This is a genomic window from Bacillus mycoides (assembly GCF_018742245.1).
In the GTDB taxonomy this organism is placed as follows: Bacteria; Bacillota; Bacilli; order Bacillales; family Bacillaceae_G; genus Bacillus_A; species Bacillus_A cereus_U.
The window spans coordinates 4,597,073-4,620,197 of sequence record NZ_CP036132.1 but is presented as its reverse complement, the minus strand read 5'-3'; the positions used below and the strand labels follow the sequence as shown (position 1 = coordinate 4,620,197).

The following is a 23,125-nucleotide window of genomic DNA, read 5'->3' as shown; positions in this document are numbered from 1 at the left end:
GCTAATATTAGCTCTCCTTTTTTTTATACTCTAAAACAGTATTTTGACACGTTGATAAAATTCTTTTTAATTCCTCTGTGGATAATTCAATTGTAAATTCAGGTACACCAGGTGTGATTAAAACTTTCTTGTAAGTATAAATTGAACTGTCCACAATAATCGTTACATCTTGTGAATAACCGAAAGGAGCTACACATCCTGGCGTGCAACCAGTCTCTTCTCTGAGCTCATCAGGAGAACAGAGAGATAAGCTTTCTCCTGTTATTTCTTTCATCTCTCCTCGGTTGAGGCGAGTTCCCTCTAACGTAAAGAATACGTAATACGCCCCGGCTTTTGATTTTAAAAATAGGCTTTTACTTGGCGTACCTTGTAAGCCGAGTCTTTCACGAACGATGCGATCAGTCTCATAGTCAAGTACTGGCTCGTGTTCAAACTTTTCATAAGAAGCATTTGTTTTATGTAGTAAAGAAAGTACGTCTTCGTACATATTGAATGATACCCCTCTCTATGTTTTACTGCAGCCCTAGCATATCTTCTCGCAGTGTCAACTGAATGTATTGGAAAGGGATATTACTTGGATGGCGCTTCCCATAATCGTTGTATGATAGATTGTTCATCAAGTGTAATTTCATAAATATCAGGATTCGTTAAAGTTTTCCATTCTTCAAAGCCAATAGTATGATCAAAGTGCTTTAAAATTAATGTGAGTAAGTTGCCGTGTGTAACGAGTAATGTTGTGTCATGCTCTAGTTTTAAAACTTCCTGAATAAGTGAGATGGCACGGTCTGTTGCTTGTTTTGTTGACTCTCCGCCCGAAAAGGCAATATCTATATTGGTAAAAGTGTATTCTAGTTTTTGAAGCCAATCATCCATTGAAACAGTGCTTAATATGCGTTCTGCTAACCGTTCATCTTCTTGAATAGATAAATTAGCTTGGAGGGCATATGGCCGAATAGAATCGATAGCTCGGACAAATGGGCTTGAAATAATATGATCTATTTGTAGATGATTTTCCATGAGGAATGTAGCAACGGTGTTTGATTGGTCTCTTCCTATGTTTGTTAATTCGGCGTTACGCTCTTGTCCAGTTGCTGAACAATGCCTGATTACAATAATTTTCTTCATATTTCATCCCCATCTTTCAAGTTGACGATATATACTTCGACAAATGTGGGAAAAATTCCTTTTTCTTGGAAAGGGCATAGTGATCTAAGTATGTGGAAAAGTAATGTGGATAAATGAAAATTTGAGGTGCAATTATGAAAAAAATGATATGCATTGTATTCAGTATTTGTTTTCTCATACAATTGTCCACAGCATATGCACAATCTAATCAAAAATTAGAATACCCGAGCAATCAAAACAAATTGTTTGTGAATGAAGATCTATTTTATGAACAGTTAGATAAGAAGGTCTATAAGGAATACAAAAATGCGGCGTATAGCGTTCGAAAGAAAATTTTATGGAAAGAAGTACAAGATGCAGAATTTACCTTCCGACAAAAAACAGCTGTCGGCTGTCGTAGTAGAGTGGTGATTCAAGATTCGTTTGTTCATCCAGATCGCCAAGTTTATTTTTTGGGATCCTTTTCTCAAGATGAAGTAGATGAGTTGCATAAATATATAGTTATAGATGCAGAAACAAAGAAGGAACTTCGAGGTGGCCGAAGTTATCACTGTTACGAAAATCCACATAAAAAATAAACCACCAATTTTGGTGGTTTATTTTTTACTCGGCTGTACTCACTAATTTCTCTTTCATTTTACGAATAAGAATGAAACCACCAATCGCGAAGAGAAGAGTAATTCCTTCTGCGACAAAGATGTTAATCATTTTTGTTTGGTAAAGTGCTGCGAAAAAGTCTACAAGTGCGTGGAATAGTATAGCGTATACGAGGAAAATGTATTTCTTTTGTTTTACCGCGTATACGACAAGCATTGTGAAGGCAATTTGCAGTACTAATGCCATAATTCTTTCTAGGCTACCAAGTAAGTAAAAATAGGCAGGTTGCTCTATTAACAAGTCCTTGATATGGCTCAACTGTGGGTATTGTTCAACCATTTGAGCGAAGCTACCATTGTTAATAGATGTTGCAAAGGTAAGAGTTTGAAGCCCAGCGAATCCGCCGACTAAAATCGATTCAATACCGCCGTGTCCAATTCCGTACGCAAGACCGTCTGTATAATCTCGATATTTTTTCAGTAAGTAGTAAAAGGCAACGAAACGACCTAGTTCTTCAAAAATACCAGCAGTCAACCCACCATATATTGCGAAAATAAATGGGTTTTCTAAAATTGGACCTATTGTTGGATTACCACGCATGAATAATTGGAATGGTGTTTCGAGTATTTGGGTAAACCCGATAAAGATAAGGACACCAACGCCAACTATTTTCCAATTAATATTATATTTCTTACGGAAATAAACGAGTACAATAATTGGGATCAGAACCGAAACAACGAGTTGAATTATGATGCTGGCAATTACAGTATTTGAAACCATACTTTCACCGCTTTCTAATATATGTACATATCTATTATGCATGAAATATAGGCGAGATGAAACTTTTAGCAATAAAATGAATTTACTTATTGACTCTAACGTTGCGTCATACTTTATCGTATGTATTAAGGGGGAGATATGCATGACAATGAGGGTAAAAGAAGTAGCTAATTTAGTTGGAATTAGTGTGCGCACACTGCATCATTACGATGAAATTGGGTTGTTAACGCCAGATGAGATGACAGAGTCTGGATATCGTCTGTATTCCAATGAAAATTTAGAAACGTTGCAGCAAATTTTATTTTTTAAAGAGCTTGGCTTCCCTTTAAAGAAGATTAAGGAAATTATCATGAGTCCTTCATTCGACCGTGAAGAGGCATTACAGCTGCATAAGAAAATGCTTCTTGAAAAGCGGGCTAGATTGGATAAAGTGATAGCGACGATTAATAAAACAATTCAGCATACAAAAGGAGAGATTGAAATGACGAATAAAGAGAAATTTGAAGGATTCGATTTCAGCCATAACCCATATGAAGAAGAAGCACGTGAAAGATGGGGAGATGAGGCTGTAGATAAAGCAAATAAAACAGCGAAGGGTATGTCTAAAGAGAAACAAGAGGAATTTAATAATATATATATAAAGTTAGCGACACTCCGAAATGGGGCACCTGATTCTAAAGAGGCGCAAGAAGCAATCGGGGTATGGTACGATTACTTGCAAAACTTCGGTGAATATTCATTAGAGGCATTTAAGGGACTCGGTCAAATGTATGTTGCTGATGAGCGCTTTACGAAAAATATTGATAAGTTTGGCGGGGGATTAGCGCAGTTTATGTGTGATGCGATGGAGGTTTATGCGGATCGTAAGAAATAGTAAAAAGGTGGAGGTTTTCTCCACCTTTTTATTTTTTAATCATATTATTCAAAGTTTGATCCCCCGTATTGTTCAAATGAGGATTTTTGCTCATTTCACGTTTTAACATATCAAGACTTTGTTCATATTCTTTATCGTTTAAGCTACCAGATTGGAGACCTTGAATTTGAGAAATCAACTTTTGGTTTGTTGATACATATGCTTTATAATAGCGAGGGACGATGGACAAAGCTGTTTTATATACTTGATCTGTTACGAGTTTTGGGTCCGTTGTGTTGGCACGGTATACAACGAACACTTCGTCGTCGGTAACGAGTGTAGCGGCATTGGTGACGTCAGGAAGTTTGACTGTCATGCTCGTAATCATTTCGGCGACTTTCTCACGGTTAATAGCGCCTACTTGTTTGTTAGATACTTCATGCTTCTGTTTAGAAGAATAACCGACTCTAGTTAACCTTGTATTTGTGTTTTCCGTATGATACATGTCGTTTTTGTTGGAAACAAGAACACGACTTCCTTCTTCACGCTCCATTTCGGCTTTATTAGTTGATTGGCAGCCTGCAAATAAGGAAAGAGTGAGAAGAGAGAGGATAATTTGCTTTTTCACGATGTATCACCTCCTTCTCCATAGCATGCACTAATTTTCAATTTTTTGTATTTGAAATTGTTGGTTGTTATGCTTTGTGATACGATAAAAAGAAGAATGCTTAGAGAGGAAGTTCATAATGGAGCAAAAGCAAGAGATTCATACTACGGTGAGCGTTAATAATGTTCAGTACGAAGTAATTAAAAACTTTCGTGACGGTTTTAGTGAAGAAGCATTTAAAGAGCGCTATGCAGAAATTTTAAATAAATATGATTATATCGTTGGAGACTGGGGTTACGAGCAACTTAGATTGCGCGGTTTCTTTGATGATAGTAATCAACGTTCGACATATGATACGAAAATTAGTACTTTATCAGAGTATTTATACGAGTACTGTAACTTCGGTTGTGCACACTTCGTATTACGAAAAGTGAAGAAATAAAAAAATCCTCTTACGATTGTAAGAGGATTTTTTCATAGCAGTTATACCAATTATGAGGAGGCTGTTTACTTACAAAGTAAACAGCACCTCGGCAAATATAATTATTTTTTTCATATAGGCTTAATGAAACCGGATTACCTGTAAAACAATCTAGGCGTATTCCTTTGCAGCCTATCCGTCTTGCTTCGCTTTCCCAAAAGGATAAAAGTACTTTGCTATATCCTTTTCCTTGCGCGGAAGGATGGATGACGAAAGAATGGACGATAAGAAAGCGTCCGTCTGTTTCTGACCAATCAATTCGTTCATATTCTGGAGATTGCCACTCGTTTAGCACGACAGCACCAACGAGTGAATCATGCTCAAACAGGCAATACAGTTCATCTTGTTTTAAATGATAGGAAATATGGTCTCGCGACGGATAAGAATCATCCCATTGATAAATTTTGTTCTGTAAGAGTGCTTCTTTACATTCGGCATACATCACATCTAATTCGTCCAATAAATCAATTGTGCCTTTTCTTATTTTTAGCATAATCGTCTCCTTTATAAACAAATTGAGATGAAATCACCTTCAGTGAGTGTTGTGTTTGGTTTCAGGTGTCGTCCGTTTAACTGAATACGACCATTTTTAATTTTATCCACAATGGCAGCGCGGCTCCAATCTGAAATATATGTGGATAATGCTTTATCAATTCGGTGAGATCCGAGAACAATTTCTAATGTTATTGTTATTTCTTCTATACCACTTTCTTTATACTCTGTAATAGAAATAATCGTGTTTGTTTCAGTTTGTTCTTGCTGATCCATATCGACAGTTTCGACATGATCAGTAAATGATTTATAAATGTGGAGCTTTTGATTCCACGTATGATTTTTCGGACATTTATAAATTGCAAATCGGTATATGTTTTTTCCATTTGCGTTATGCCTGCGAATGTTCGTATCAGTAAAAAGGGTAGTACGTCTGCAATTCTTACAATATTTTTCGATTGTGGATAACTCGTTTTCATATAAACTCCAAGAAAGTTGTACTTTCTGCATTTTCCTTCACCTCTTATATTAGTGGCAAAGGAACGTAATACAGCTATTTGGATGTCTTGTAGTATGAAGACATGAGAAGTAGACAAAAATAAAAGGAGATTCCCCCAAGAGGAACCTCCGTAAACATCATACTACAGATGCGTTACGTTCCTTCGTAATGGGAATGGGCAGACTACTCCCTTGAAAAAGCACGGTGCTTTTTTGAGAGTAATGCTATCCAATTGCTGGTCCATTACAAAGTGAATGTTGGCATACGTAGATAACGTCCTTTCTATCCAAATAGATTTGTTCATAAGTATAACACATAAGATTGAAAATTCAAAATTCAATCTGTAAAAAAACACCAGCTAAAATAGCTGGTGCACCAGATAAATTATATAAGTTCAAATAAAAATGAGCGTAATTCTTCTGCATTTTCTTCAGACATAGAAAATGCATGCTCTAAGTAGCCTGGTTCGTTTAAATCGTCAGGACCGATGATAGCAAATTTGTTGCTCTGCATATCAAGGACTATCGTTTTACCGTAATGACGATCGGAGTATAGAAGCGCTAAATCATGACGCTCATTTTCCCCCAGAAAGCTAACGAAACGAGTTTTTGTAGCGACAGTATCGTCGTACAGAAAGAAACGTTCTTCCATACACATGGCTCCTTTATTAAATATCTAAGTTTAAGTGTGGTTTATGATCTAAATGGTGATGCGTTTTAATGAATCGTACCGTTCTTGTTTTGTAACGCATAACGATAGAATATGTTTCAGCTAAATCGCCACCTAGGAATTTCACGCCGTCTAATAACTCACCAGCAGATACACCTGTTGCTGAGAAGATTGCGTCATCACCAGATACTAAGTCATCTAACATAAGAAGTTGACGAGGATCTTCTAATCCCATTTCACGACAACGAGCTTCTTCTTCTTCGTTCATTGGAACTAAGCGAGCTTGCATTTCACCTTCAAGGCATTTTAATGCTGCTGCAGAAATAACACCTTCTGGAGCTCCGCCTACACCTACGAATAAGTCGATACCTGTTCCAGGTAAAGCTGTAGCGATTGATGCACCAACATCGCCATCACCAAATAATTTTACGCGTGCACCTTTTGCACGAACACGGTCAATAATTTCTTGATGACGTTCACGTTCTTGCACGATAACCGTTAGGTCACGAATTTTTTTATTGTTTGCTTTTGCTACAATTTCAATTGTTTTTTCAATTGGATCATCTAAGCTAATTTTACCAGCTGCTTTTGGACCAACCGCGATTTTTTCCATGTACATATCCGGAGCATGAAGAAGGTTTCCTTTATCTGCGATTGCGATAACTGCCATTGCATTTGCAAGGCCTTTCGCAACGATGTTTGTACCTTCTAATGGATCAACGGCGATATCTACTTCTGGACCGTTACCTGTTCCTAGTTCTTCACCAATATACAACATCGGTGCTTCATCAAGTTCTCCTTCACCGATTACAACTGTACCTGCCATGTTTACTGAATCGAACATATCACGCATAGCTGTAGTTGCTGCATCATCTGCTTCGTTTTTCTTTCCGCGGCCCATCCACTGTGCGGATGCTAAGGCTGCTGCTTCTGTTACACGGACAATTTCTAGTGCGAGTTCACGTTCCAAGGTTGCATTCCTCCAATTTCAAAAATCATACAAATATAACTATAACAAATAACGAGGAAAAGGTGAATTCGAAAAATTGTCGATTTTTTCAGAAGAAAGCGTTACAATTAAAATGTAAATGCTTTAATTTCCAGGTAGGTGACATTCATGTACTTCGTAGACAGAAAGAAAATAGAACAAATGCTAGTATGTTTAGAACGAGCAACAAATACATTTCAAGAGAAAAAGACATATGAAACCGAGTTTGAATTCTACGCATTAGAGCGCATGTCGCATCTTATTATCGATTGTATATTAGATGTAGGGAATGCGATGATTGATGGATTTATTATGCGCGATCCAGGAAGTTACGAAGATATTATTGATATTTTAATGGACGAGAGAGTTATAAGTGGAGAAGAGGGAGCGCATATTAAAGAAATTATTCTTCTTCGAAAAATGCTTACGCAAGATTATATTCAAATGAATCATGATGAATTATATAAGACGATTCAAAAACATATCGCCGTGGTAGAGAAATACCCAGCGAATATTCACAGTTATTTAGAAAAGGAATTAGGGCCTGTATCTGCATTTGTACCAGAATAATTGTGCTTGTAAGATCCCCGGGGATTCCTTTGGGGATCTTATATTGTATATGAGAAAAGGGAGAAGGGCGAGTTATGGGGAAAGCACGTACGACGAAAGAAGAGATTGTACAATTGTTGAAGGTAAAGGGCGAGCATACTGTAGCAGAATTAGCCGAAGCTTTAGAAATTACGGAAATGGCAATTCGAAGGCATTTAAGTAATCTTGAGAAAGATGAGCTAATTTATTCAAAGATGCTAAGGCAGCATGTTGGACGACCAACATATTTGTATGGATTAAGTCAAAAGGGAGAAGATACATTCCCGAAAGAATATAAGCAGTTTGCTATTGAAATACTAGATGATTTAGCTCGAATGGGCGATGAAAAAATGCTTCGTTACGTTTTACAAGCGAGAACGAAACGAATGGAAGAGCAGTTGCAAAAGAAGATAAGTAATCAAAGTAATTTAGCATATAAAGTCCAAGAAATAGCTGCTATGCAAGAGAGAAACGGTTATATGGTTCAAATAAAGAGAGATGGGGAACGTTCTTTCATACTTGAAAAGCAAAACTGTCCGTTAAAGGAAATAGCGGAGAAATTCCCGCAAGTGTGTGAAGATGAAAAAGATATGTACAAGCGGTTATTTACAGGTGCAAATGTGAAAACGTTAACGAACATGTGCGTGGGCGATTGTAGTTGCTCTTATCAAATAAAAGAGAAAAAATGAACGTTATGGGACGCTTTAGGGTAAAGCGTTTTTTTCTTTTGAAAAAGGGGTTAATATAAGAGTGGTATGATAGGTGAGAACGTTAGCATAGAAGGAGAGACAAATAGATGTATAAAGGTTATTTAATTGACTTAGACGGTACGATGTATCGCGGAGAAGAACAAATTGAAGAAGCAAGCGACTTCGTAAAAGCATTAGGAGAACGTGGTATTCCATATTTATTCGTTACAAATAACTCAACTCGTAAACCAGAACAAGTTGCAGAAAAACTTGTTCGTTTCGATATTCCAGCGAAAGCGGAGCAAGTATTCACAACGAGCATGGCTACAGCGAACTTTATTTATGAGCGCAAACAAGATGCAACTGTATATATGATTGGTGAAGAGGGCTTACACGCTGCTCTTGTGGAAAAAGGATTTGAAATTGTGGATGAAAATCCTGATTTCGTCGTTGTTGGTTTAGATCGCGATATCACATATGAAAAGTTAGCAAAAGCATGTCTTGCTGTGCGTAACGGTGCAACGTTTATTTCAACAAATGGGGATATCGCGATTCCGACCGAGCGCGGATTATTACCGGGTAACGGTTCATTAACATCAGTTGTAGCAGTATCAACAGGTGTGGATCCAATCTTTATTGGAAAACCAGAATCAATCATTATGGAACAAGCGTTAAAAGTGCTTGGCATAGAAAAAAAAGAAGCATTAATGGTTGGGGATAACTACGATACAGATATTTTAGCGGGGATAAATGCTGGTATGCATACCCTTATTGTCCACACTGGAGTAACAACTGTGGAGAAGTTAACAGAATATGAAGTACAACCGACGCAAGTTGTGCATAACTTGACGGAGTGGATTGAGAAGATGTAATGAAATGCAGGTAACCGGAGCGGTTGCCTGTTTTTTTATGCACAATTGCATATGTACTATAGGGATGTAAAATGTAAAATTTATATGTAATGATGCAAAGGGGGAATAAGAGTGTACTGGATGTCATGTATTATGTTTATTTTTACATTATGTGTTTTATTCTTTGTTCTATGGAAGATATATAAAATAAATGAAATGAAAAAAAGCGTGGGAAAACTTATTGCAACATATCCTCGGGTGAAGCGACGTTGGATTGCATTACTTGGACCAGCGTACTTCATCGGGCAATGTATGTATATATATGCTCAGTACATAAGTGGTGATATTGGTACAGTTGAACAGTTTCTCGTTCAGTTAGGTATTCATGCTGTAGCAAGTTGTTTTATGACTTTAATAGCTATCCATCTTATTAAAAGTATACAAATATATGAAAAAGGTGTAATAGACGGATTGAACTTTTATTCATACGAAGAATTAAAAGGCTATAAAACATCAACATGGGAAAATCCAAAAGAAAATATATTTTTATATCGCGGGCGAGAAAAAATGAATGACAATGTAAATTTACTTATTAGACAGGAAGATATGAATGAATTAGAAAGTATACTTCAAAGATATATTCCGAAATTGATGATGAAATAAAAAACTCCGGTTGTTATAACCGGAGTTTTTTATTAAAATGCACGATTCACAACGTCTTTAACTTCTTCAAGATATTGTTTACGCACACTGTCATCCACAGAAGGAACACTTGTATAGAATGTATGCTCAATTGTTTCAATGCCTGTAAATTCAAAAATACCAACATCCGCTGTTTTCTTCATTGCATCAAACATACCGCCTGCTGTGTATACTTCTTTCGAATTTCCCATCGTAGATAATAACAATCCTTTTTTTCCGCTTAATAACTTTTCAATACCATTCTCACTGTAAGCATAAGCGAAGCCGTGGCTAAATACACGGTCAACGTATCCTTTTAAAATAGCAGGAAGACCAGCCCACCAAACGGGATAAATGAATGTAATACTATCAGCCCAAGAGATATGCGCTTGTTCTTCTTTAATATCTTCTGGTGTATTTCCTTGGGAAAATGAGATGAAATCGGAAGCACCTAATACTGGATTGAAGTTTAATTCGTATAAATCACGAACGCGTACTTCATGACCTTTTCCTTCTAATTCACTTTTTACAGTTTCTAAAATTGCATGATTGAAGCTTTCTGTATTCGGGTGTGCATAAACGATTACATGTTTCATTGTTCTTCCTCCTAATTGTGGATATGTGAATAGTTTTTATATATTCGTGTAACTATTATGGTTACTTTTTTTACGAGAGTCAATTTTTCTGACGTGAGAAATAAAGTGAAATTTTAATCGGTGGGGGTGTCCATCCCGCACTGATTATTTGCTCACACTAATCGGGCACTTACTGCCGGTTAATATAAATGTTAGTATGTGACAAAAAAATACAAAATAGTAGGGATTTTGCATTTTTGGATAGAATATATAGATTGGTAAATAGAGAGAGAAGGGGATATCGGGATGAATATTATTGAAATTGAAGGGTTAGAAAAATCGTTTGATATTGGGGAGAGTAAAGTAAAAATCTTAAAAGATATTAATCTTCAAATTCAAAAAGGAGATTTTGTTTGTATTATGGGGGCAAGTGGATCGGGTAAAACGACCTTACTTCAGCTGTTAGGTGGATTAGATATTCCAACAGTAGGCAGTATACGAGTAGATGGAACAGAGATTTCAACATTAAAAGAAAAAGAGCTCGCTTTGTTTAGAAGGCATAAAATCGGTTTTATTTTTCAACAGTTTAATTTAATTCCAGTGTTTAGTGCGGAGGAAAATGTAGGATTGCCTTTACTGTTAGATAATGTCTCGCAAAAGAAGGCAACGGTGACAGCAAATCGTTTATTAGAGCTCGTTGGATTGAAAGGAAAAGAAAAGCATTTACCAGCACAGTTATCAGGTGGGCAACAGCAAAGGGTTGCGATAGCGAGAGCCTTTGCAAATGAGCCAGCTATTATATTAGCGGATGAACCAACAGGGGCATTAGATTCAGAAAATAGCAAAAATATAATCGCGGTCCTTCGCAATGCCTGTGATGAGTTAGGACAAACAGCTGTCATTGTAACGCATGATCCATTCGTAGCGGCCCATGCTGATAAAGTCGTTTTCTTATTAGATGGTGAAGTGATTCATGAACATGCTGAAAGTAAAGGATGGAAATTTCGAAATATCCCGCAACAAGTTACTCAAATTCAAGAGATTATGAATCGTCACTTTAAAGTAGGAGGTAAAGGTGATGCGATGGGTAATTAAGTATGCGATAAAATCGATGAAACAAAATTGGTTGCGAAATATGTTGATTGCCCTCGGTGCAGCTTTAGGTGTTATGTTAGCGACGATGTTATTACTAGGCAATCAATCAGTAGAGCAAAGTGTGAAAGAACAAGTGGTAAGTCGGTATGGAGATTATAATTTACAATTTGGCTATATAAAAAATGATATGTATTTAAATAATGAAAGTTTAAAAGGAATAGATGGCTTAGAAAATGCTGAAAAAATATCGAAAGTACTTATACCTTATCCTTTTCCAAATTATAAAGAGTTATCGGGAAAGCCATCCTATTGGGGTGTTGAGCAAGATTCTCCAGAAATGCATTCTTATAAAATATTAGAAGGTCGATATCCGAAAGAAGGGGCTGAAGTAGCACTGACAAAAGGGTATACAGACCGTGAAAATATACGAGTAGGAGATATGATTAAACTACCATTCCCGCCGCATGGTGAAAAGGCTGTGAAAGTTGTCGGTATTTTAAATCCACCGTTAATGGCGTCAATGGGGCATAGTGCTTATTTTCCAATCCATTGGCTTCAAAAAGAATTAAATTTACCAAATCAATTCAATCTCGTTCAAGTGAAAGTACAAGATGTAAATGTGAAAAAAGCAATTGCTTTTGATGTACATAAAAAGATTGAAAATATAAAGGTGGACCAACGTACTTATGTAGATAAGGCATTTGAACGACTAAATGTAATGAAGCCATTGATTTTTAGTTTAGGTGGTATTGCCTTATTTGTTGTAGCCCTTTTAATAATGGGAAGTTTCTTCTTATCTGTCAGAAGTCGATTTAAGCAATGGGCATTATTACGTGCACTTGGTAGTAATCCAAATCAAATTATATTAGTCGTTTTATTAGAGGCTTTATGTATTGGGGCAATCGGATCACTAGCAGGGGTCCTTCTTGGAGCAGGTACGCAAACAATTGCAGCATCATTTATTAACAAATGGGTGAATATTGAGGGTGCAGGGAAAGCATCATTCTCGATTTCAGGTGAGATTTTATTCATTACGTTTTTACTAGGGATTGTTATGTCTATCATAGGTGCCATTATACCAGCTTTCATGGTTAGAAAGATTCCACCAGTTCAAGCACTTCGGCCAGGTCTTCCTAGTAATGAGAAAAAAGAAAAGAGATGGAGTGCTTTTAGCCTTAGTATTTTAATTGTTGGTACTGTTATTGGACTAGCAGGTAACGTATTAGAACAGTATATCGGTTTTAATCCAAGTGCGATTGGAGCACTTTTATTTGCAGTTGGTTTGTTATTTGCGATTCCGTTATTTATTCGTATGATAGCACCAGTGATTGCAAAACCGTTTCAAATGATATTACGAATTGAAACGACGATTAGTAGCCGGAATGTAATTCGTTATCGGAATAAGGCAGCTGTGTCTGTTGCTATATTAGCATTTGGTTTTATGTTAGCACTTGTTGGAACAATGTATGTAAACTCTATGTATGAAGGTACGAAGAAAGGATTACAAAAGCATTTACCAGCGGATTTAGTAGTACGTGTACCGATGGAGTCGCAAGGAATTGAGGTTCTACCGTTTAGTTGGATGGAGAAGATTAAAAAAGTTGCCGGTGTAGAAGCAAGTGTAGGGAATGCTACTGATTTCACAGCAAAACTTATAAATTATGACTTTAAAAAAGCTAATCAAGAATGGTATGAACATGTGAAAAAAAATAATCTTAACTATGACTCAATGGAAGTTATAGGTAATGATATTGTAGCGTATCAGAAAGTAACGAAGGCAAAAGTGATTTCAGGGCAAAATTTAAATAAGCCATTACAAGATGGTGAAGGAGTCGTTACGAAAGAAACGGCTAAAAATTTAGGGATTCAGTTACATGATACGATTGAAGTACAAGGGAAAGGGAAAGAAAAACAAACGATTAAAGTCGTTTCGATTATTGAGCAAGGATTAAGGCTAAGAGGATCAGATATTTTTGTGAATGAACAATGGGCCCGAGATAAGTTTCATGTACAAGGATATGAAGCGATTCAAATTATGACAAATTCTAATCAATCATTTGAAGAGATTAAGAAACAAGTAAAACAAATTACAAATAATAAAGATAACGTAGAGGTTATTAACAGCTACGATTTATTGAAGGAGCAGGAGCAGTTATTATCGCAAATGATGATGTTAATTCGCTTATTAGTTGTAATCGTTTTTATTATTTCAGGTATAGGACTAATGAATGCAATTGTTGCAAGTTTACATGAAAGACGTGCTGAAATTAGTATGATTCGTGCGGTAGGAGCTATTCCGAAGCAAATGAGACGGATTGTTTTATTAGAGGGCACTTTACTTGGAGCGATAGCTGGTTGTATTGGGGTTTTAGGTGGAATTGTATTTAGTTATATTGTGTTATCAAGCTTAGAGTTAACGGTTATTATCATTCCGTATAATCAAGTTTTAATATTGGCACTAGCTAGCATTATACTCGGAGCAGGAGCAGCAATGATTGCTTCATTACAATTAAGAAAGTTTAAATTGAGTGACACTTTAAAGGAGTTATCAGCATAAAAGATTACTATACTCCGCTCATACAAAGTACAAAGAAGACGAATAAAATGATGACAATACCGATACCAAAGTTAAATACAAGAGTACTATCCATATATGTAACCTCCTTGTTTGAAAGTAAAAAGCACTCTGGCTGGAGTGCTTTTTATTATCCGAATCTGTCGCAACGAACGCCGCAACATATAGAAAGGGAATAATGTGTTTAAGAGTTATATTAATTTATGCATTTATTTTGTAAATGAGCAGGTCCTTCTCAGGTATAGAAAAAAAGACACTCTTTCGAGTGTCTTTCATGATGACAACATGTGCCAATTGCTTGAATTTGATAAGACGTTAATTTTCCGGTTAACGGTCTTTCTTAATCAAGAAGTGTAACAACAGCGATTCAAATAAATTTTAGCATTTTTTAAATGGGTGTGCGCATGTAATTATGCATATTGTAATTAGAGGGAAAGTGAATGTGAAAAATGAATGAGTAAATATATATAGAATATTTGATGAGGAGCGAGAGGAATGGAAATACATAAATTAACAGAGGAAGAAGCGAATGAGATAAATATGTGGACGTATGAGGAATCGTACAATTTATATAGCTTTTCAGGAGATGCTGAAGTAATAGAAGAGTTGCTAGATGGGACGTATTACGGTTGTTGCGGAGAGAATGGAGAATTTATCGGCTATTTTTGTTTTGGAGAAAATGCACAAGTTCCGGGCGGAAGAGATGCCAATTTATATGAGGGAGAAGATGTTGTAGATATCGGACTTGGAATGAAGCCGGATTTGACAGGGAAAGGGATGGGGGAAATATTTTTTCAAGCGGGAATAGCATTTGCTACTGAGGAATTGAATTCGAAAATGTTTCGACTGAGCGTAGCGACATTCAATAAGAGAGCGATTAGGCTATATAAAAATATTGGATTTCAAGTAGGGCCTGTTTTTTGGAGCCGTGGAAGAGAATTTATGCTTATGGAATATGAAAGGCCGTCAGTATGAAACTGACGGCCTAGACACGTTACTCTGAATGCTCAGCACGGTGCGCTAAACGGCTTGAAGCAGCGGCAGCGATTCCGCCAACGATATCATCAAGGAAGGTGTGCACCTTTCCAGTTGATTTATCATTTAAGTATTCTAAAATACCTGGTTTTAACTTATCGATATATCCAAAGTTCGTGAAACCGATAGAACCGTACACGTTAACGATTGAAAGTGCGATGACTTCATCGATTCCATATAGTCCTTCATCGCGTTTTACGATATCTTGTAACGGCGCGCTTAACATTCCCTTTTCAGCAAGGACATCAAGTTCAATGCCTGTAATCAGTGCGTTTTGTACTTCTCGTTTTGATAGTACACGCTCAACGTTATAGCGACATTCTGACATCTCTAAATTTGAATGGTATTTCTTTTGAAGAAAATGAACAAGTTCAGCAATATCGTCAATTGTTACACCGCGTTCTTGTAATAGTTGTAATGCTCTTTCTTGTAGTTGATTTGAGTCTTTCATGTTTATCACCTTTTTTTCTTTTTAGTATTTGTATACGTTTCGTTGCTTTATCATGTGCATAGGAATGAAAGGCGAGCACAAGCTCATATATATAAAGAAAAACCATAGGTGGCGACTGCGATGATTCAGCATATTTATGAGCATTATCACATGCATGTTAAAGAATTAATCCCCCTTGGCCCCTATAAAAGCTTTTGGATTCGCAACAAAATTTATGTACTTGTTCCAATTGGAGAAATGGAGGAAGAAGTACTTGTAGAGATGAAAAAGCTCAGTGATTATATGAACCAGCAAGGGGATATAACTGTTGCGACTTTCGTTCCGACTATACACGGCTACCATGTAAGTGAGATAGAAGAAAAAAATTACTGCTTATTAAAAGGTATGCGTATGTTAGAGCGACATGCTACATCATTAGGAAGTGAGCTTTCTATCTTCCATAAACGTGGTGCATTCTTTCCAGAAGAAGTTGAGCAATTAAGCCGCATTGGCGAATGGAAAGCATTATGGGAAAAAAGGCTCGACCAATTAGAAAGGTTTTGGCAATCGCAAGTGATGAATCATCCTTCAGACGTATTCGATCAATTGTTTATTGAATCCTTCCCGTATTACTTAGGAGTTGCAGAAAATGCAATTCAATATGTTGTCGATACAGAAATGGACGATACACCACAAATAACTGACGCAGCAACAATTTGCCAAGAACGATTTACACCTCTATTATGGCATCAAACGAAGCGCTTAAAACTTCCTTTTGATTGGGTATATGATCACCCAAGTAGGGATATAGCAGAATGTATTCGCTATATGATGATAGAGAAAAAGAAAGATTGGGAGCAAACGGTAGTTCAATTCATTACAGATTATGAACGTAATTATTCGCTCTCTTCATTTGGTTGGCGCTTATTATTCGCAAGGCTTCTGTTCCCGCTTCACTACTTTGAAACGGTTGAACGATACTATCAAACAGGAAACGAAGAACAAAAAGGCATATATAGAGCTCGTTTAGAAATTATTTTACATGATGTGAAGCGCACTGAGCAATTTATGAATCATTTTTACGAGTCATTTCGTTTACCAGTTGATAAGTTAGGCATTAGGAAATTAGATTGGCTATCTTAAAAGTATAAAAAAGAGGCCAATTGAGGTCTCTTTTTTATACCACAAAAGATACCCGTGTCTATCTTTATATAATAAGAAGCTATGCTCCTACTTTTTGATCTGTACATATAGTTAAAATAATGTGGTGTCTTTCAATTTTTTCATTTACCTTTTTTAATAATTCTTGTTGTATTTCTTTAAATAAAAATTGATAGCTCGTATTCCATGTCGGTATAACGGGTGAAAGACTTAATAAATATTCTTTTTTCTGTTCTAATTCTTGAATTGTTACAAAAGTACTCCCTATTTTTGGCATACGTCGTCCCCCCTATGTTTTTCGCTTTATATGTGTGAACGATTCACTATATATTAATTATCGCATTTTTTGAGAAGGATTTCCAATTTTGTTTTATGATGTTAATAGTGTAGGGGAGTATGTTTTGTTTGCGTACAAAAAAAGAGACCAAATATGGTCTCTTTTTTTAGAAGTAGCTTTGAACGAGCCGCTTCTGCTTTTAGATAATGTCTAGCTCCAGCGGCTAAAATGTTCGGTGGCTTCGCTTCTTCCGCCGAGGCAAAAAGCGCCTCTATGTCAGAAGCTCCATCCCCCTCACATTTTGAACGAGCCGCTTCCGCTTTTAGATGTTATCTAGCTCCAGCGGCTAGAACAGTCGGCCATTTCGCGCCTTCCTGTGAGGCAAAAAGCGCCTCTTCGTCAGGAGCTCCAATGACCTTCTGTTCTGAATGAGCCGCTTCCGCTTTTAAATTAAAATACTTGTTCTACTTCAATAACGCCTGGTACTTCTTCAAGTAGTGCGCGTTCGATACCAGCTTTTAGTGTGATTGTAGAACTTGGGCAGCTTCCGCATGCACCCATAAGGCGTAGTTTTACGATACCTTCTTCAATGTCTACTAATTCAACGTCTCCGCCATCGCGAAGTAAGAATGGACGTAATTTATCTAATACTTCTAATACTTGTTCTTGCATATGTGGGTTTTCCATTTTTATCGACTCCTTTCATCAGTTTTATTATAATCAAGATAGAGGGGAAAATCTATTTTTTCTGTTCTTGTTTTATTGTCGAAATATTTTATCATGTATACAACGTGTTTTTTCAGTATAGGGGTATGGAATAAGTTTGTAAAATGATGTGCTTATGCAATAAGACATCTGAATATACTGTTAGAACGAGAAGTGGGGGAGAAGAAATGGTTAATGTTCAAGTGTATGGGACGAAAGTAATTTGTGCGAGCTGCGTTGGAATGCCATCTTCAACAGAAACGTTTGAGTGGTTACAAGCGGCGATTGGTCGTAAATATGAAGGACAAGAAAATAAATTTAAGTTTGAGTATATTGATTTTCAAGAAGAACAAGAAGATGAAGATAAAAAAACATTCGCAGAGCGAGTAGTGGAGGAAGATTTATTTTATCCAGTCGTTCTTGTAAATGGAGAAATTGTTGGAGAAGGAAATCCTCGTTTGAAGGATGTTTACGAAGAAATCGAGAAATATTTATAAATCAGGAAGCCTTTGCGAATTTGCGAAGGCTTTTTTTATTGGAGGGATCGACGTGGAGAATGGAATAAAACATGCTTTACCAGGAGAAGTGAAACAGTTAATGGAGCAGTACATAGTAGAATTAAAAGAAATTTTTTCGGATGAAAAAATAGTCGGGGTATACATTTACGGATCAATCGCGCTAGGAGCATTTCATATAGAAACGAGCGATGTGGATTTTGTTACGGTAATAAGTGATTCCGTGAATAAAGCTGAAAAACAGCAAATTATAGAGCTGCATAAAAAACTTAGGAAAAGTACGTTGGGTAAAAGAATGGATGGTATGTATATTCCGCTTGATGACTTAGGGAAATACAATCATGAAATCAATGAGTACGTGTATTGTGCAGATGGTAAGGCTGATATTGGTCATTGGGATATTAACGCGGTAACATGGTGGACATTGAAAAACCAAGGCATTACAGTTGTCGGGAAAGAAGCAGAAGACCTTCCCTTTCAAATAAGATGGGACGATGTAGTAAATACAATGAAATATAACGTAGAACATTACTGGCTTGAAAAAGCGAAGCGTCCTTATTTATTTTTCATAGAAGAATGGGTAGAATCAGCTGTCGTTACGATGGGACGTATTTTATATACGTTAGATCATAAAACAATCGTTTCAAAAGATAGAGGATTGCAATACATGTTGGAACTTTACTCTCATAAGTGGGAGCCTTTATTAAGAGAAGTAGAGCGAATACGGCATAATCCAAAGGAAAAGCGAAAGCTCTCTAGTTGGAGACGGGCTGATATGACGAAGCGGTATTTACTTAGTGTGATTGAAGAGTGCAGGGAGAAGTGGTAGGTGGATAGTAAAAGCATCCTTCATATAAAGGATGCTTTTACTATTTTTAGATAATGAAAAAGTACTTTACAAGGAATGAGAAGTCGAAAGATAATATTCAAAAACATATATATGCGGGGGAAGAGAATGAGTAAATATAACTTTCATATAAGTAAAGAACAACTATGGAAAGGATGTATTTTAAGATCGATTGCAGATGCAATTTTTGTAGCACATGCTCCTGATTTCTCACATGAAAGTTCGTGGGATGGTTTTAACTATAGTGTGCAAGATAGTCAAGGCGGAAGAGGTACAATTACCTTTCATCCGAAGTACACAATCGTATGTCTTCAAGATGTGAATAGTGAGCGAATTGACGAGTGGATTGATGCGGCAAATTATTTTGAAGGGGCGCCTTCGGAAGTAGTAGACATTGCTAAAGAGGAAGCACTCCAATACTTACTAGAAGAGGTAGAGGGGGAAACAGTGCCTTTCATTACGACAGCATTTTGGATTGATGATAACGGTGCATATTCAATCGATTCATTTGAAGAGATGGAAGAGAACGGTGGATTCTTATTAGAAATCCCATTACTTGATACGGAATCTGCAATTGAAAGATTGGAAGAAGAGTATGAAATGACAGAGGCGCAAATAGATCTTTTACAATTAGTCTATGAGAGAAAAATCCAAAATCCAAACGAGGAAATTTTGTTGTCTAAAGAGGAGGTAGCGATGATTGGAACAAATGATAGCGAAGGGTTGGAAGTGAGTAAAGAGTCGTTTGAAGAAATGAATATTACTTGGGAGTCGTAGGGAGGATATAAAAGGGGACTAAATATGTAGAACTGTGATAAAAAACTAGTAGAAAACAAATTTTGTTTTCTACTAGTTTTTTCATATGAAGCCCACATTTGAACCTAATCGAAAATGATAGAAAAATAATACGAAATATGGGAAGTTTCATGTGAAACATTTTTTGTTATAAAATATGTAAAATGTTTAACTTAGTGTATTAAATGCATCATTCATAAGTATTTTAATATATTTAAAAGTAAAATGAAATAAGAAACAGGTAATTGTCGGAATATATTCGATTTTCGTTCAATTTTATGAAATATAACTACTTTTTGTTAGATTACTTTGTTTTATTTCTTTACAATAAAATTTATATAGAAATAAGAGAAGGATGATGTACGTGAAAGACACTGTTTTACAAGAAACAATTTCTCCGCAAGAGTTACATAAAGTTGTTCAAAAGAATACAGCTTATTATGACTTTAAATGGGGCAAAGTAGAAAATCCAGCGCAAGGAAATACATGGAATTGGGTAGCCTTTTTCTTCCCATATTTTTGGCTAGCTTATCGAAAAATGTATAAGTTGTTTATTATACTTACATTATTGTCGGTACCTAGTATAGTTGTACCTCCTTTTATAGATATTTCAGATGGAATTTATTTATCTTTAAATTTAGTTCTTCATTTAGGAGTTATGATATTTACTGGATGGCAAGGAAACCGTTTATATTATAAGCACGCTGTTCGTATTTTACATAAGGCAGAAGATATGCCTGATCATGAGAAGGCGTATTACTTACAATCAAAGGGTGGCGCTAGTTTTGTTGGTATGATTGGTTTACAAGTTATAGTAGGGGTAGTATTTGGTGGAGCCACGTTCGGCCTCTCCTTTTTACCAACTGAACCAAATATAAAAAATGTTGTTCGTTCAAGTGATGAAGGGTTTACTTTAGAGGTTATGACGGATAATCCAACTTGGAAGTTTGTAAAGAAAGAAAAAGATTATGACGTAGTAGAGTTTACTGGTTATGACTATACAGAGAAGAAAAAAGTGAAAATTAAATTTGCTATTTATTTCAGTGAAGATTATTTTGAATGGCAAGAAGTATATGAAAACAATAAGAAGTTAAGTGAAGAAGAAGCAGAAGAGTATCAAATTTACATTGAAGAAAATAGTTGGGGTTTCTAGAGAGAACTCGTTTATTTGGAAAAGAAGAATCTGTAACATAATGGTAGGGGTGCGGCATACTACTTGAAATTTTGTAAAATACAATAAAAAATGAGAATTTGAGGTAGGCTTGTCAATAACGTGAGACTGTGGCAGTATAAAGAAATGCTATACAAATTTTATTTATCGACATGTAAACATCATAAGTGATTTTTACGTATAAATAATGAACGGAGGAAATGAATTTATGGCTACTTTACCAAATTGTCCAAAATGTAATTCAGAATATACGTATGAGGATGGCGCTCTTTTCGTATGTCCAGAATGTGCCCATGAGTGGGGCCAAGAAGCGGAAGCTGAAAATAATGATGGTGCAAAAGTTGTAAAAGATGCGAACGGAAACGTTCTTCAAGATGGCGATGCTGTTACTGTAATTAAAGATTTAAAAGTAAAAGGAACTTCTTCAGTTGTGAAGATTGGTACGAAAGTAAAGAGTATCCGTCTAGTTGAGGGAGATCACGATATCGATTGCAAAATCGACGGTTTCGGAGCTATGAAGTTAAAATCACAGTTCGTTAAGAAGGCGTAAGATTAGCAAAGAAAAAAGACGCTCTGTAAGTAACTTGCAGAGCGTCTTTTTTATGATTGTGCTTCAACCTCTTTCAACTGACACCTTTTATTAAAGAACGTTTTATACCCAAGCTGTAAGAAGATAATAACAGAGAAAGCTGTACTTCCAGAAATGCCAAGTATAATCGCAATTTGATATTGAATAGCTGTAAATGGTGATACACCGGATAAAATTTGTCCTGTCATCATGCCGGGAAGACTTATAATTCCCATTCCGACCATAGAATTAATTGTTGGTAAAATAGCAGAATCGAAAGCATCCCGAATGAGCGGAGCAGCTGCTTCTTTCGGTGTTGCGCCGAGCATAAGTGCACCTTCGATATGATCTCTTTGTGATTTCATACTGCTTAAAAAGGTATTTGCCCCGAGGCAAATACCTGTCATAGCGTTACCGATTAGCATGCCGGCAATAGGAACGATATATTGCGGAGCATACCAAGGATCGTGCCCGATAATGACAAAGATAAATAGTAGAAGAGGGCCGATTGATCCAGCAATCATGGAGAGGGCGGCTACTCGTTTTAATTCTTTTGACATTGGAATATTAATTCGTTTATAAATATTAAAAATTGCAAATGTAGTAATAGAAGTAATGAGAGCTATTGTATAAAACGGATTACTATTTTCAAATATGTATGTAAGAACATAGGCGACTAGTACAAGTTGAATCGTCATACGTAATGTAGCAATTGTAATTTGTTTCTCACGTGGTATTCCTTTTAATTTCACAAGCCCGATTAAAATAAGGATGAAAATATATGCAGCTGCAAGTTGCCAAATTTGTAATTCAATAACGCCCTTCAATTGATAGCACTTCCTTTCTAGTTGCACCGTTTGTTTTACTAATTTCAATAATATCGTCTGCAATTTCTTCTGGAAGTTGTTGTGAGTGTGTAATGAAGATAACTGTTTTTTTCTTTTCTCTTGCGAGTAGAGTGAATTCTTTCATAACGCGGCGTTCTGTATCACCATCTAGTGCCGAAGTTGGTTCATCTAATAAATAGACGGGCGGATCCATTAGTATAATGCGAGCGAAAGCAAGTCTTTGTTTTTCGCCACCTGATAAAGAAGAGGCGTTATCTTCTAATTTTTTATCCAGGCTAACAGTCGTTAATGCGCCTCGCAGGGCATCGTCATTTGGAAATGGCTTTTCAGAAAATCGAAGTCCCATTAATAAATTATCTTTAATTGTTCCATCAAAAATAGGCGGAGTTTGTCCGAGCATGACAACTTCACGGCGTAATTGAATGGGAGGGTAATCTAAAATAGATTTTCCGTTATATTCAATTGTGCCAGATGTTGGCGATTGTAAATCGTTTAGCATACGAAGTAATGTGCTTTTACCACTACCACTTTCACCAATAATACAAGTTGTTTTTTCTTTTTGAATCTGTAAATAAGGAATGTGTAGAATATCTTTATATATGATGTCTTTTAATATAAACATAAATTG

General features: G+C 36.3%; 30 protein-coding genes. 16 read left to right on the top strand and 14 right to left on the bottom strand.

The genetic code is table 11. The annotated features are described in order from the left end of the window. Positions 1 to 7: 7 nt before the first annotated feature. Both EXW56_RS23855 and EXW56_RS23850 read right to left on the bottom strand, forming a co-directional pair. Positions 8 to 487, bottom strand: coding sequence for a YbaK/EbsC family protein (locus EXW56_RS23855; RefSeq protein ID WP_002160000.1), 480 nt, complete (start codon positions 485 to 487; stop codon positions 8 to 10). A gap of 83 nt (positions 488 to 570) precedes the next feature. Further along, positions 571 to 1,125: a histidine phosphatase family protein gene (locus EXW56_RS23850; RefSeq protein ID WP_002198952.1), complete on the bottom strand. Its 555-nt coding sequence runs from the start codon at positions 1,123 to 1,125 to the stop codon at positions 571 to 573. 134 nt (positions 1,126 to 1,259) lie between these two features. Here EXW56_RS23850 and EXW56_RS23845 point away from each other — a divergent pair, with 134 nt between their 5' ends. Then, the gene (locus tag EXW56_RS23845; protein ID WP_215597017.1) at positions 1,260 to 1,703 is read left to right on the top strand and encodes a hypothetical protein; all 444 of its coding nucleotides are present in this window, start codon (positions 1,260 to 1,262) and stop codon (positions 1,701 to 1,703) included. Positions 1,704 to 1,728: 25 nt separating this feature from the next. On the opposite strand, the gene EXW56_RS23840 is transcribed toward EXW56_RS23845, so the two are convergent. Continuing rightward, positions 1,729 to 2,544 (bottom strand): YhfC family intramembrane metalloprotease, encoded by an 816-nt coding sequence (locus EXW56_RS23840; RefSeq protein WP_215597590.1) that lies wholly within the window; start codon positions 2,542 to 2,544, stop codon positions 1,729 to 1,731. 100 nt (positions 2,545 to 2,644) lie between these two features. On the opposite strand from EXW56_RS23840, the gene EXW56_RS23835 reads away from it, so the two are divergent. Further along, the gene (locus EXW56_RS23835; RefSeq protein WP_215597016.1) at positions 2,645 to 3,376 is read left to right on the top strand and encodes a MerR family transcriptional regulator; all 732 of its coding nucleotides are present in this window, start codon (positions 2,645 to 2,647) and stop codon (positions 3,374 to 3,376) included. A 28-nt stretch (positions 3,377 to 3,404) separates the two neighbouring features. Here the strand turns inward: EXW56_RS23835 and EXW56_RS23830 are convergent, their stop codons facing one another. Beyond that, a complete protein-coding gene (locus tag EXW56_RS23830) occupies positions 3,405 to 3,983 on the bottom strand; it encodes a YhcN/YlaJ family sporulation lipoprotein (RefSeq protein ID WP_002112644.1) in 579 nt (192 codons plus the stop codon). A 118-nt stretch (positions 3,984 to 4,101) separates the two neighbouring features. Between EXW56_RS23830 and EXW56_RS23825 the strand changes: the two genes are divergently transcribed. Continuing rightward, complete coding sequence (locus EXW56_RS23825) at positions 4,102 to 4,404, top strand: YutD family protein (RefSeq protein WP_000435944.1); 303 nt, start codon at positions 4,102 to 4,104, stop codon at positions 4,402 to 4,404. Between the two features lie 10 nt (positions 4,405 to 4,414). Here the strand turns inward: EXW56_RS23825 and EXW56_RS23820 are convergent, their stop codons facing one another. From EXW56_RS23820 to glpX, 4 genes are all read right to left on the bottom strand, one after another. Then, positions 4,415 to 4,936: a GNAT family N-acetyltransferase gene (locus EXW56_RS23820; RefSeq protein ID WP_002198956.1), complete on the bottom strand. Its 522-nt coding sequence runs from the start codon at positions 4,934 to 4,936 to the stop codon at positions 4,415 to 4,417. Positions 4,937 to 4,947: 11 nt separating this feature from the next. After that, the gene (locus EXW56_RS23815) at positions 4,948 to 5,445 is read right to left on the bottom strand and encodes a hypothetical protein (protein ID WP_002198957.1); all 498 of its coding nucleotides are present in this window, start codon (positions 5,443 to 5,445) and stop codon (positions 4,948 to 4,950) included. A 373-nt stretch (positions 5,446 to 5,818) separates the two neighbouring features. After that, complete coding sequence (locus EXW56_RS23810) at positions 5,819 to 6,085, bottom strand: DUF3055 domain-containing protein (RefSeq protein WP_002112635.1); 267 nt, start codon at positions 6,083 to 6,085, stop codon at positions 5,819 to 5,821. Between the two features lie 16 nt (positions 6,086 to 6,101). Continuing rightward, positions 6,102 to 7,073: a class II fructose-bisphosphatase gene (glpX, locus tag EXW56_RS23805; protein ID WP_215557657.1), complete on the bottom strand. Its 972-nt coding sequence runs from the start codon at positions 7,071 to 7,073 to the stop codon at positions 6,102 to 6,104. Between the two features lie 147 nt (positions 7,074 to 7,220). On the opposite strand from glpX, the gene EXW56_RS23800 reads away from it, so the two are divergent. From EXW56_RS23800 to EXW56_RS23785, 4 genes are all read left to right on the top strand, one after another. Beyond that, entirely contained in the window at positions 7,221 to 7,661 is a 441-nt protein-coding gene (locus EXW56_RS23800; protein WP_215557656.1) for a DUF86 domain-containing protein, read from the top strand. Between the two features lie 74 nt (positions 7,662 to 7,735). Beyond that, positions 7,736 to 8,368 carry a helix-turn-helix transcriptional regulator gene (locus tag EXW56_RS23795; protein WP_002198958.1) on the top strand — a complete coding sequence of 211 codons (633 nt, stop codon included), beginning with the start codon at positions 7,736 to 7,738 and terminating at the stop codon, positions 8,366 to 8,368. Between the two features lie 107 nt (positions 8,369 to 8,475). Then, a complete protein-coding gene (locus EXW56_RS23790; RefSeq protein ID WP_002198959.1) occupies positions 8,476 to 9,240 on the top strand; it encodes a TIGR01457 family HAD-type hydrolase in 765 nt (254 codons plus the stop codon). A gap of 111 nt (positions 9,241 to 9,351) precedes the next feature. Beyond that, on the top strand, positions 9,352 to 9,882 hold the full coding sequence (locus EXW56_RS23785; protein ID WP_215597015.1) for an iron ABC transporter substrate-binding protein: 531 nt from the start codon (positions 9,352 to 9,354) through the stop codon (positions 9,880 to 9,882). Between the two features lie 32 nt (positions 9,883 to 9,914). On the opposite strand, the gene EXW56_RS23780 is transcribed toward EXW56_RS23785, so the two are convergent. After that, positions 9,915 to 10,496, bottom strand: coding sequence for an NAD(P)H-dependent oxidoreductase (locus tag EXW56_RS23780; protein ID WP_215597014.1), 582 nt, complete (start codon positions 10,494 to 10,496; stop codon positions 9,915 to 9,917). A gap of 285 nt (positions 10,497 to 10,781) precedes the next feature. Between EXW56_RS23780 and EXW56_RS23775 the strand changes: the two genes are divergently transcribed. From EXW56_RS23775 to EXW56_RS23765, 3 genes are all read left to right on the top strand, one after another. Beyond that, a complete protein-coding gene (locus EXW56_RS23775) occupies positions 10,782 to 11,570 on the top strand; it encodes an ABC transporter ATP-binding protein (RefSeq protein ID WP_215597013.1) in 789 nt (262 codons plus the stop codon). Then, entirely contained in the window at positions 11,554 to 14,127 is a 2,574-nt protein-coding gene (locus EXW56_RS23770) for an FtsX-like permease family protein (RefSeq protein WP_215597012.1), read from the top strand. The genes EXW56_RS23775 and EXW56_RS23770 overlap by 17 nt, the downstream gene beginning before the upstream one ends. Positions 14,128 to 14,640: 513 nt before the next feature. Then, the gene (locus tag EXW56_RS23765) at positions 14,641 to 15,120 is read left to right on the top strand and encodes a GNAT family N-acetyltransferase (protein WP_215597011.1); all 480 of its coding nucleotides are present in this window, start codon (positions 14,641 to 14,643) and stop codon (positions 15,118 to 15,120) included. Between the two features lie 19 nt (positions 15,121 to 15,139). On the opposite strand, the gene EXW56_RS23760 is transcribed toward EXW56_RS23765, so the two are convergent. Then, positions 15,140 to 15,631 carry a phosphatidylglycerophosphatase A family protein gene (locus EXW56_RS23760; RefSeq protein ID WP_002068093.1) on the bottom strand — a complete coding sequence of 164 codons (492 nt, stop codon included), beginning with the start codon at positions 15,629 to 15,631 and terminating at the stop codon, positions 15,140 to 15,142. A 120-nt stretch (positions 15,632 to 15,751) separates the two neighbouring features. Here EXW56_RS23760 and yutH point away from each other — a divergent pair, with 120 nt between their 5' ends. Further along, entirely contained in the window at positions 15,752 to 16,753 is a 1,002-nt protein-coding gene (gene yutH, locus EXW56_RS23755; protein WP_002198965.1) for a spore coat putative kinase YutH, read from the top strand. Between the two features lie 79 nt (positions 16,754 to 16,832). Here yutH and EXW56_RS23750 read toward each other — a convergent pair whose 3' ends face one another. Further along, positions 16,833 to 17,048, bottom strand: a complete 216-nt coding sequence (locus tag EXW56_RS23750) for a hypothetical protein (RefSeq protein ID WP_002068096.1) — start codon at positions 17,046 to 17,048, stop codon at positions 16,833 to 16,835. 450 nt (positions 17,049 to 17,498) lie between these two features. After that, positions 17,499 to 17,735, bottom strand: a complete 237-nt coding sequence (locus EXW56_RS23745) for a NifU family protein (RefSeq protein WP_000431159.1) — start codon at positions 17,733 to 17,735, stop codon at positions 17,499 to 17,501. A gap of 206 nt (positions 17,736 to 17,941) precedes the next feature. Between EXW56_RS23745 and EXW56_RS23740 the strand changes: the two genes are divergently transcribed. From EXW56_RS23740 to phnA, 5 genes are all read left to right on the top strand, one after another. After that, positions 17,942 to 18,250 carry a YuzD family protein gene (locus EXW56_RS23740; RefSeq protein ID WP_002198966.1) on the top strand — a complete coding sequence of 103 codons (309 nt, stop codon included), beginning with the start codon at positions 17,942 to 17,944 and terminating at the stop codon, positions 18,248 to 18,250. Positions 18,251 to 18,302: 52 nt separating this feature from the next. Further along, positions 18,303 to 19,097: a nucleotidyltransferase domain-containing protein gene (locus EXW56_RS23735; protein WP_215597010.1), complete on the top strand. Its 795-nt coding sequence runs from the start codon at positions 18,303 to 18,305 to the stop codon at positions 19,095 to 19,097. Positions 19,098 to 19,223: 126 nt separating this feature from the next. Then, positions 19,224 to 19,892 carry a hypothetical protein gene (locus tag EXW56_RS23730; protein WP_002198968.1) on the top strand — a complete coding sequence of 223 codons (669 nt, stop codon included), beginning with the start codon at positions 19,224 to 19,226 and terminating at the stop codon, positions 19,890 to 19,892. A gap of 376 nt (positions 19,893 to 20,268) precedes the next feature. Next, positions 20,269 to 21,063, top strand: coding sequence for a DUF2628 domain-containing protein (locus tag EXW56_RS23725; protein WP_033716665.1), 795 nt, complete (start codon positions 20,269 to 20,271; stop codon positions 21,061 to 21,063). A gap of 226 nt (positions 21,064 to 21,289) precedes the next feature. Next, a complete protein-coding gene (gene phnA / locus EXW56_RS23720) occupies positions 21,290 to 21,631 on the top strand; it encodes an alkylphosphonate utilization operon protein PhnA (RefSeq protein ID WP_002112620.1) in 342 nt (113 codons plus the stop codon). Positions 21,632 to 21,681: 50 nt separating this feature from the next. Here phnA and EXW56_RS23715 read toward each other — a convergent pair whose 3' ends face one another. Continuing rightward, the gene (locus EXW56_RS23715; RefSeq protein WP_002198970.1) at positions 21,682 to 22,476 is read right to left on the bottom strand and encodes an ABC transporter permease; all 795 of its coding nucleotides are present in this window, start codon (positions 22,474 to 22,476) and stop codon (positions 21,682 to 21,684) included. Continuing rightward, positions 22,460 to 23,119: an ABC transporter ATP-binding protein gene (locus tag EXW56_RS23710; protein ID WP_002198971.1), complete on the bottom strand. Its 660-nt coding sequence runs from the start codon at positions 23,117 to 23,119 to the stop codon at positions 22,460 to 22,462. Before EXW56_RS23710 ends, EXW56_RS23715 begins: the two co-directional genes overlap by 17 nt. Positions 23,120 to 23,125 lie beyond the last annotated feature (6 nt).

Excerpts from the sequence above, each read along its gene's own strand:
- EXW56_RS23820 (WP_002198956.1), bottom strand. The coding sequence starts at position 4,936 with ATGCTAAAAATAAGAAAAGGCACAATTGATTTATTGGACGAATTAGAT.
- EXW56_RS23780 (WP_215597014.1), bottom strand. The coding sequence starts at position 10,496 with ATGAAACATGTAATCGTTTATGCACACCCGAATACAGAAAGCTTCAAT.
- EXW56_RS23845 (WP_215597017.1), top strand. The coding sequence starts at position 1,260 with ATGAAAAAAATGATATGCATTGTATTCAGTATTTGTTTTCTCATACAA.
- EXW56_RS23800 (WP_215557656.1), top strand. The coding sequence starts at position 7,221 with ATGTACTTCGTAGACAGAAAGAAAATAGAACAAATGCTAGTATGTTTA.
- EXW56_RS23740 (WP_002198966.1), top strand. The coding sequence starts at position 17,942 with ATGGTTAATGTTCAAGTGTATGGGACGAAAGTAATTTGTGCGAGCTGC.
- EXW56_RS23775 (WP_215597013.1), top strand. The coding sequence starts at position 10,782 with ATGAATATTATTGAAATTGAAGGGTTAGAAAAATCGTTTGATATTGGG.
- EXW56_RS23795 (WP_002198958.1), top strand. The coding sequence starts at position 7,736 with ATGGGGAAAGCACGTACGACGAAAGAAGAGATTGTACAATTGTTGAAG.
- EXW56_RS23790 (WP_002198959.1), top strand. The coding sequence starts at position 8,476 with ATGTATAAAGGTTATTTAATTGACTTAGACGGTACGATGTATCGCGGA.
- EXW56_RS23825 (WP_000435944.1), top strand. The coding sequence starts at position 4,102 with ATGGAGCAAAAGCAAGAGATTCATACTACGGTGAGCGTTAATAATGTT.
- EXW56_RS23750 (WP_002068096.1), bottom strand. The coding sequence starts at position 17,048 with ATGCCAAAAATAGGGAGTACTTTTGTAACAATTCAAGAATTAGAACAG.
- EXW56_RS23810 (WP_002112635.1), bottom strand. The coding sequence starts at position 6,085 with ATGGAAGAACGTTTCTTTCTGTACGACGATACTGTCGCTACAAAAACT.
- EXW56_RS23840 (WP_215597590.1), bottom strand. The coding sequence starts at position 2,544 with ATGCATAATAGATATGTACATATATTAGAAAGCGGTGAAAGTATGGTT.
- EXW56_RS23765 (WP_215597011.1), top strand. The coding sequence starts at position 14,641 with ATGGAAATACATAAATTAACAGAGGAAGAAGCGAATGAGATAAATATG.
- EXW56_RS23725 (WP_033716665.1), top strand. The coding sequence starts at position 20,269 with ATGTACGTGAAAGACACTGTTTTACAAGAAACAATTTCTCCGCAAGAG.
- EXW56_RS23835 (WP_215597016.1), top strand. The coding sequence starts at position 2,645 with ATGACAATGAGGGTAAAAGAAGTAGCTAATTTAGTTGGAATTAGTGTG.
- EXW56_RS23745 (WP_000431159.1), bottom strand. The coding sequence starts at position 17,735 with ATGGAAAACCCACATATGCAAGAACAAGTATTAGAAGTATTAGATAAA.
- yutH (WP_002198965.1), top strand. The coding sequence starts at position 15,752 with ATGATTCAGCATATTTATGAGCATTATCACATGCATGTTAAAGAATTA.
- EXW56_RS23710 (WP_002198971.1), bottom strand. The coding sequence starts at position 23,119 with ATGTTTATATTAAAAGACATCATATATAAAGATATTCTACACATTCCT.
- EXW56_RS23850 (WP_002198952.1), bottom strand. The coding sequence starts at position 1,125 with ATGAAGAAAATTATTGTAATCAGGCATTGTTCAGCAACTGGACAAGAG.
- phnA (WP_002112620.1), top strand. The coding sequence starts at position 21,290 with ATGGCTACTTTACCAAATTGTCCAAAATGTAATTCAGAATATACGTAT.
- EXW56_RS23815 (WP_002198957.1), bottom strand. The coding sequence starts at position 5,445 with ATGCAGAAAGTACAACTTTCTTGGAGTTTATATGAAAACGAGTTATCC.
- EXW56_RS23760 (WP_002068093.1), bottom strand. The coding sequence starts at position 15,631 with ATGAAAGACTCAAATCAACTACAAGAAAGAGCATTACAACTATTACAA.
- EXW56_RS23770 (WP_215597012.1), top strand. The coding sequence starts at position 11,554 with ATGCGATGGGTAATTAAGTATGCGATAAAATCGATGAAACAAAATTGG.
- EXW56_RS23730 (WP_002198968.1), top strand. The coding sequence starts at position 19,224 with ATGAGTAAATATAACTTTCATATAAGTAAAGAACAACTATGGAAAGGA.
- EXW56_RS23855 (WP_002160000.1), bottom strand. The coding sequence starts at position 487 with ATGTACGAAGACGTACTTTCTTTACTACATAAAACAAATGCTTCTTAT.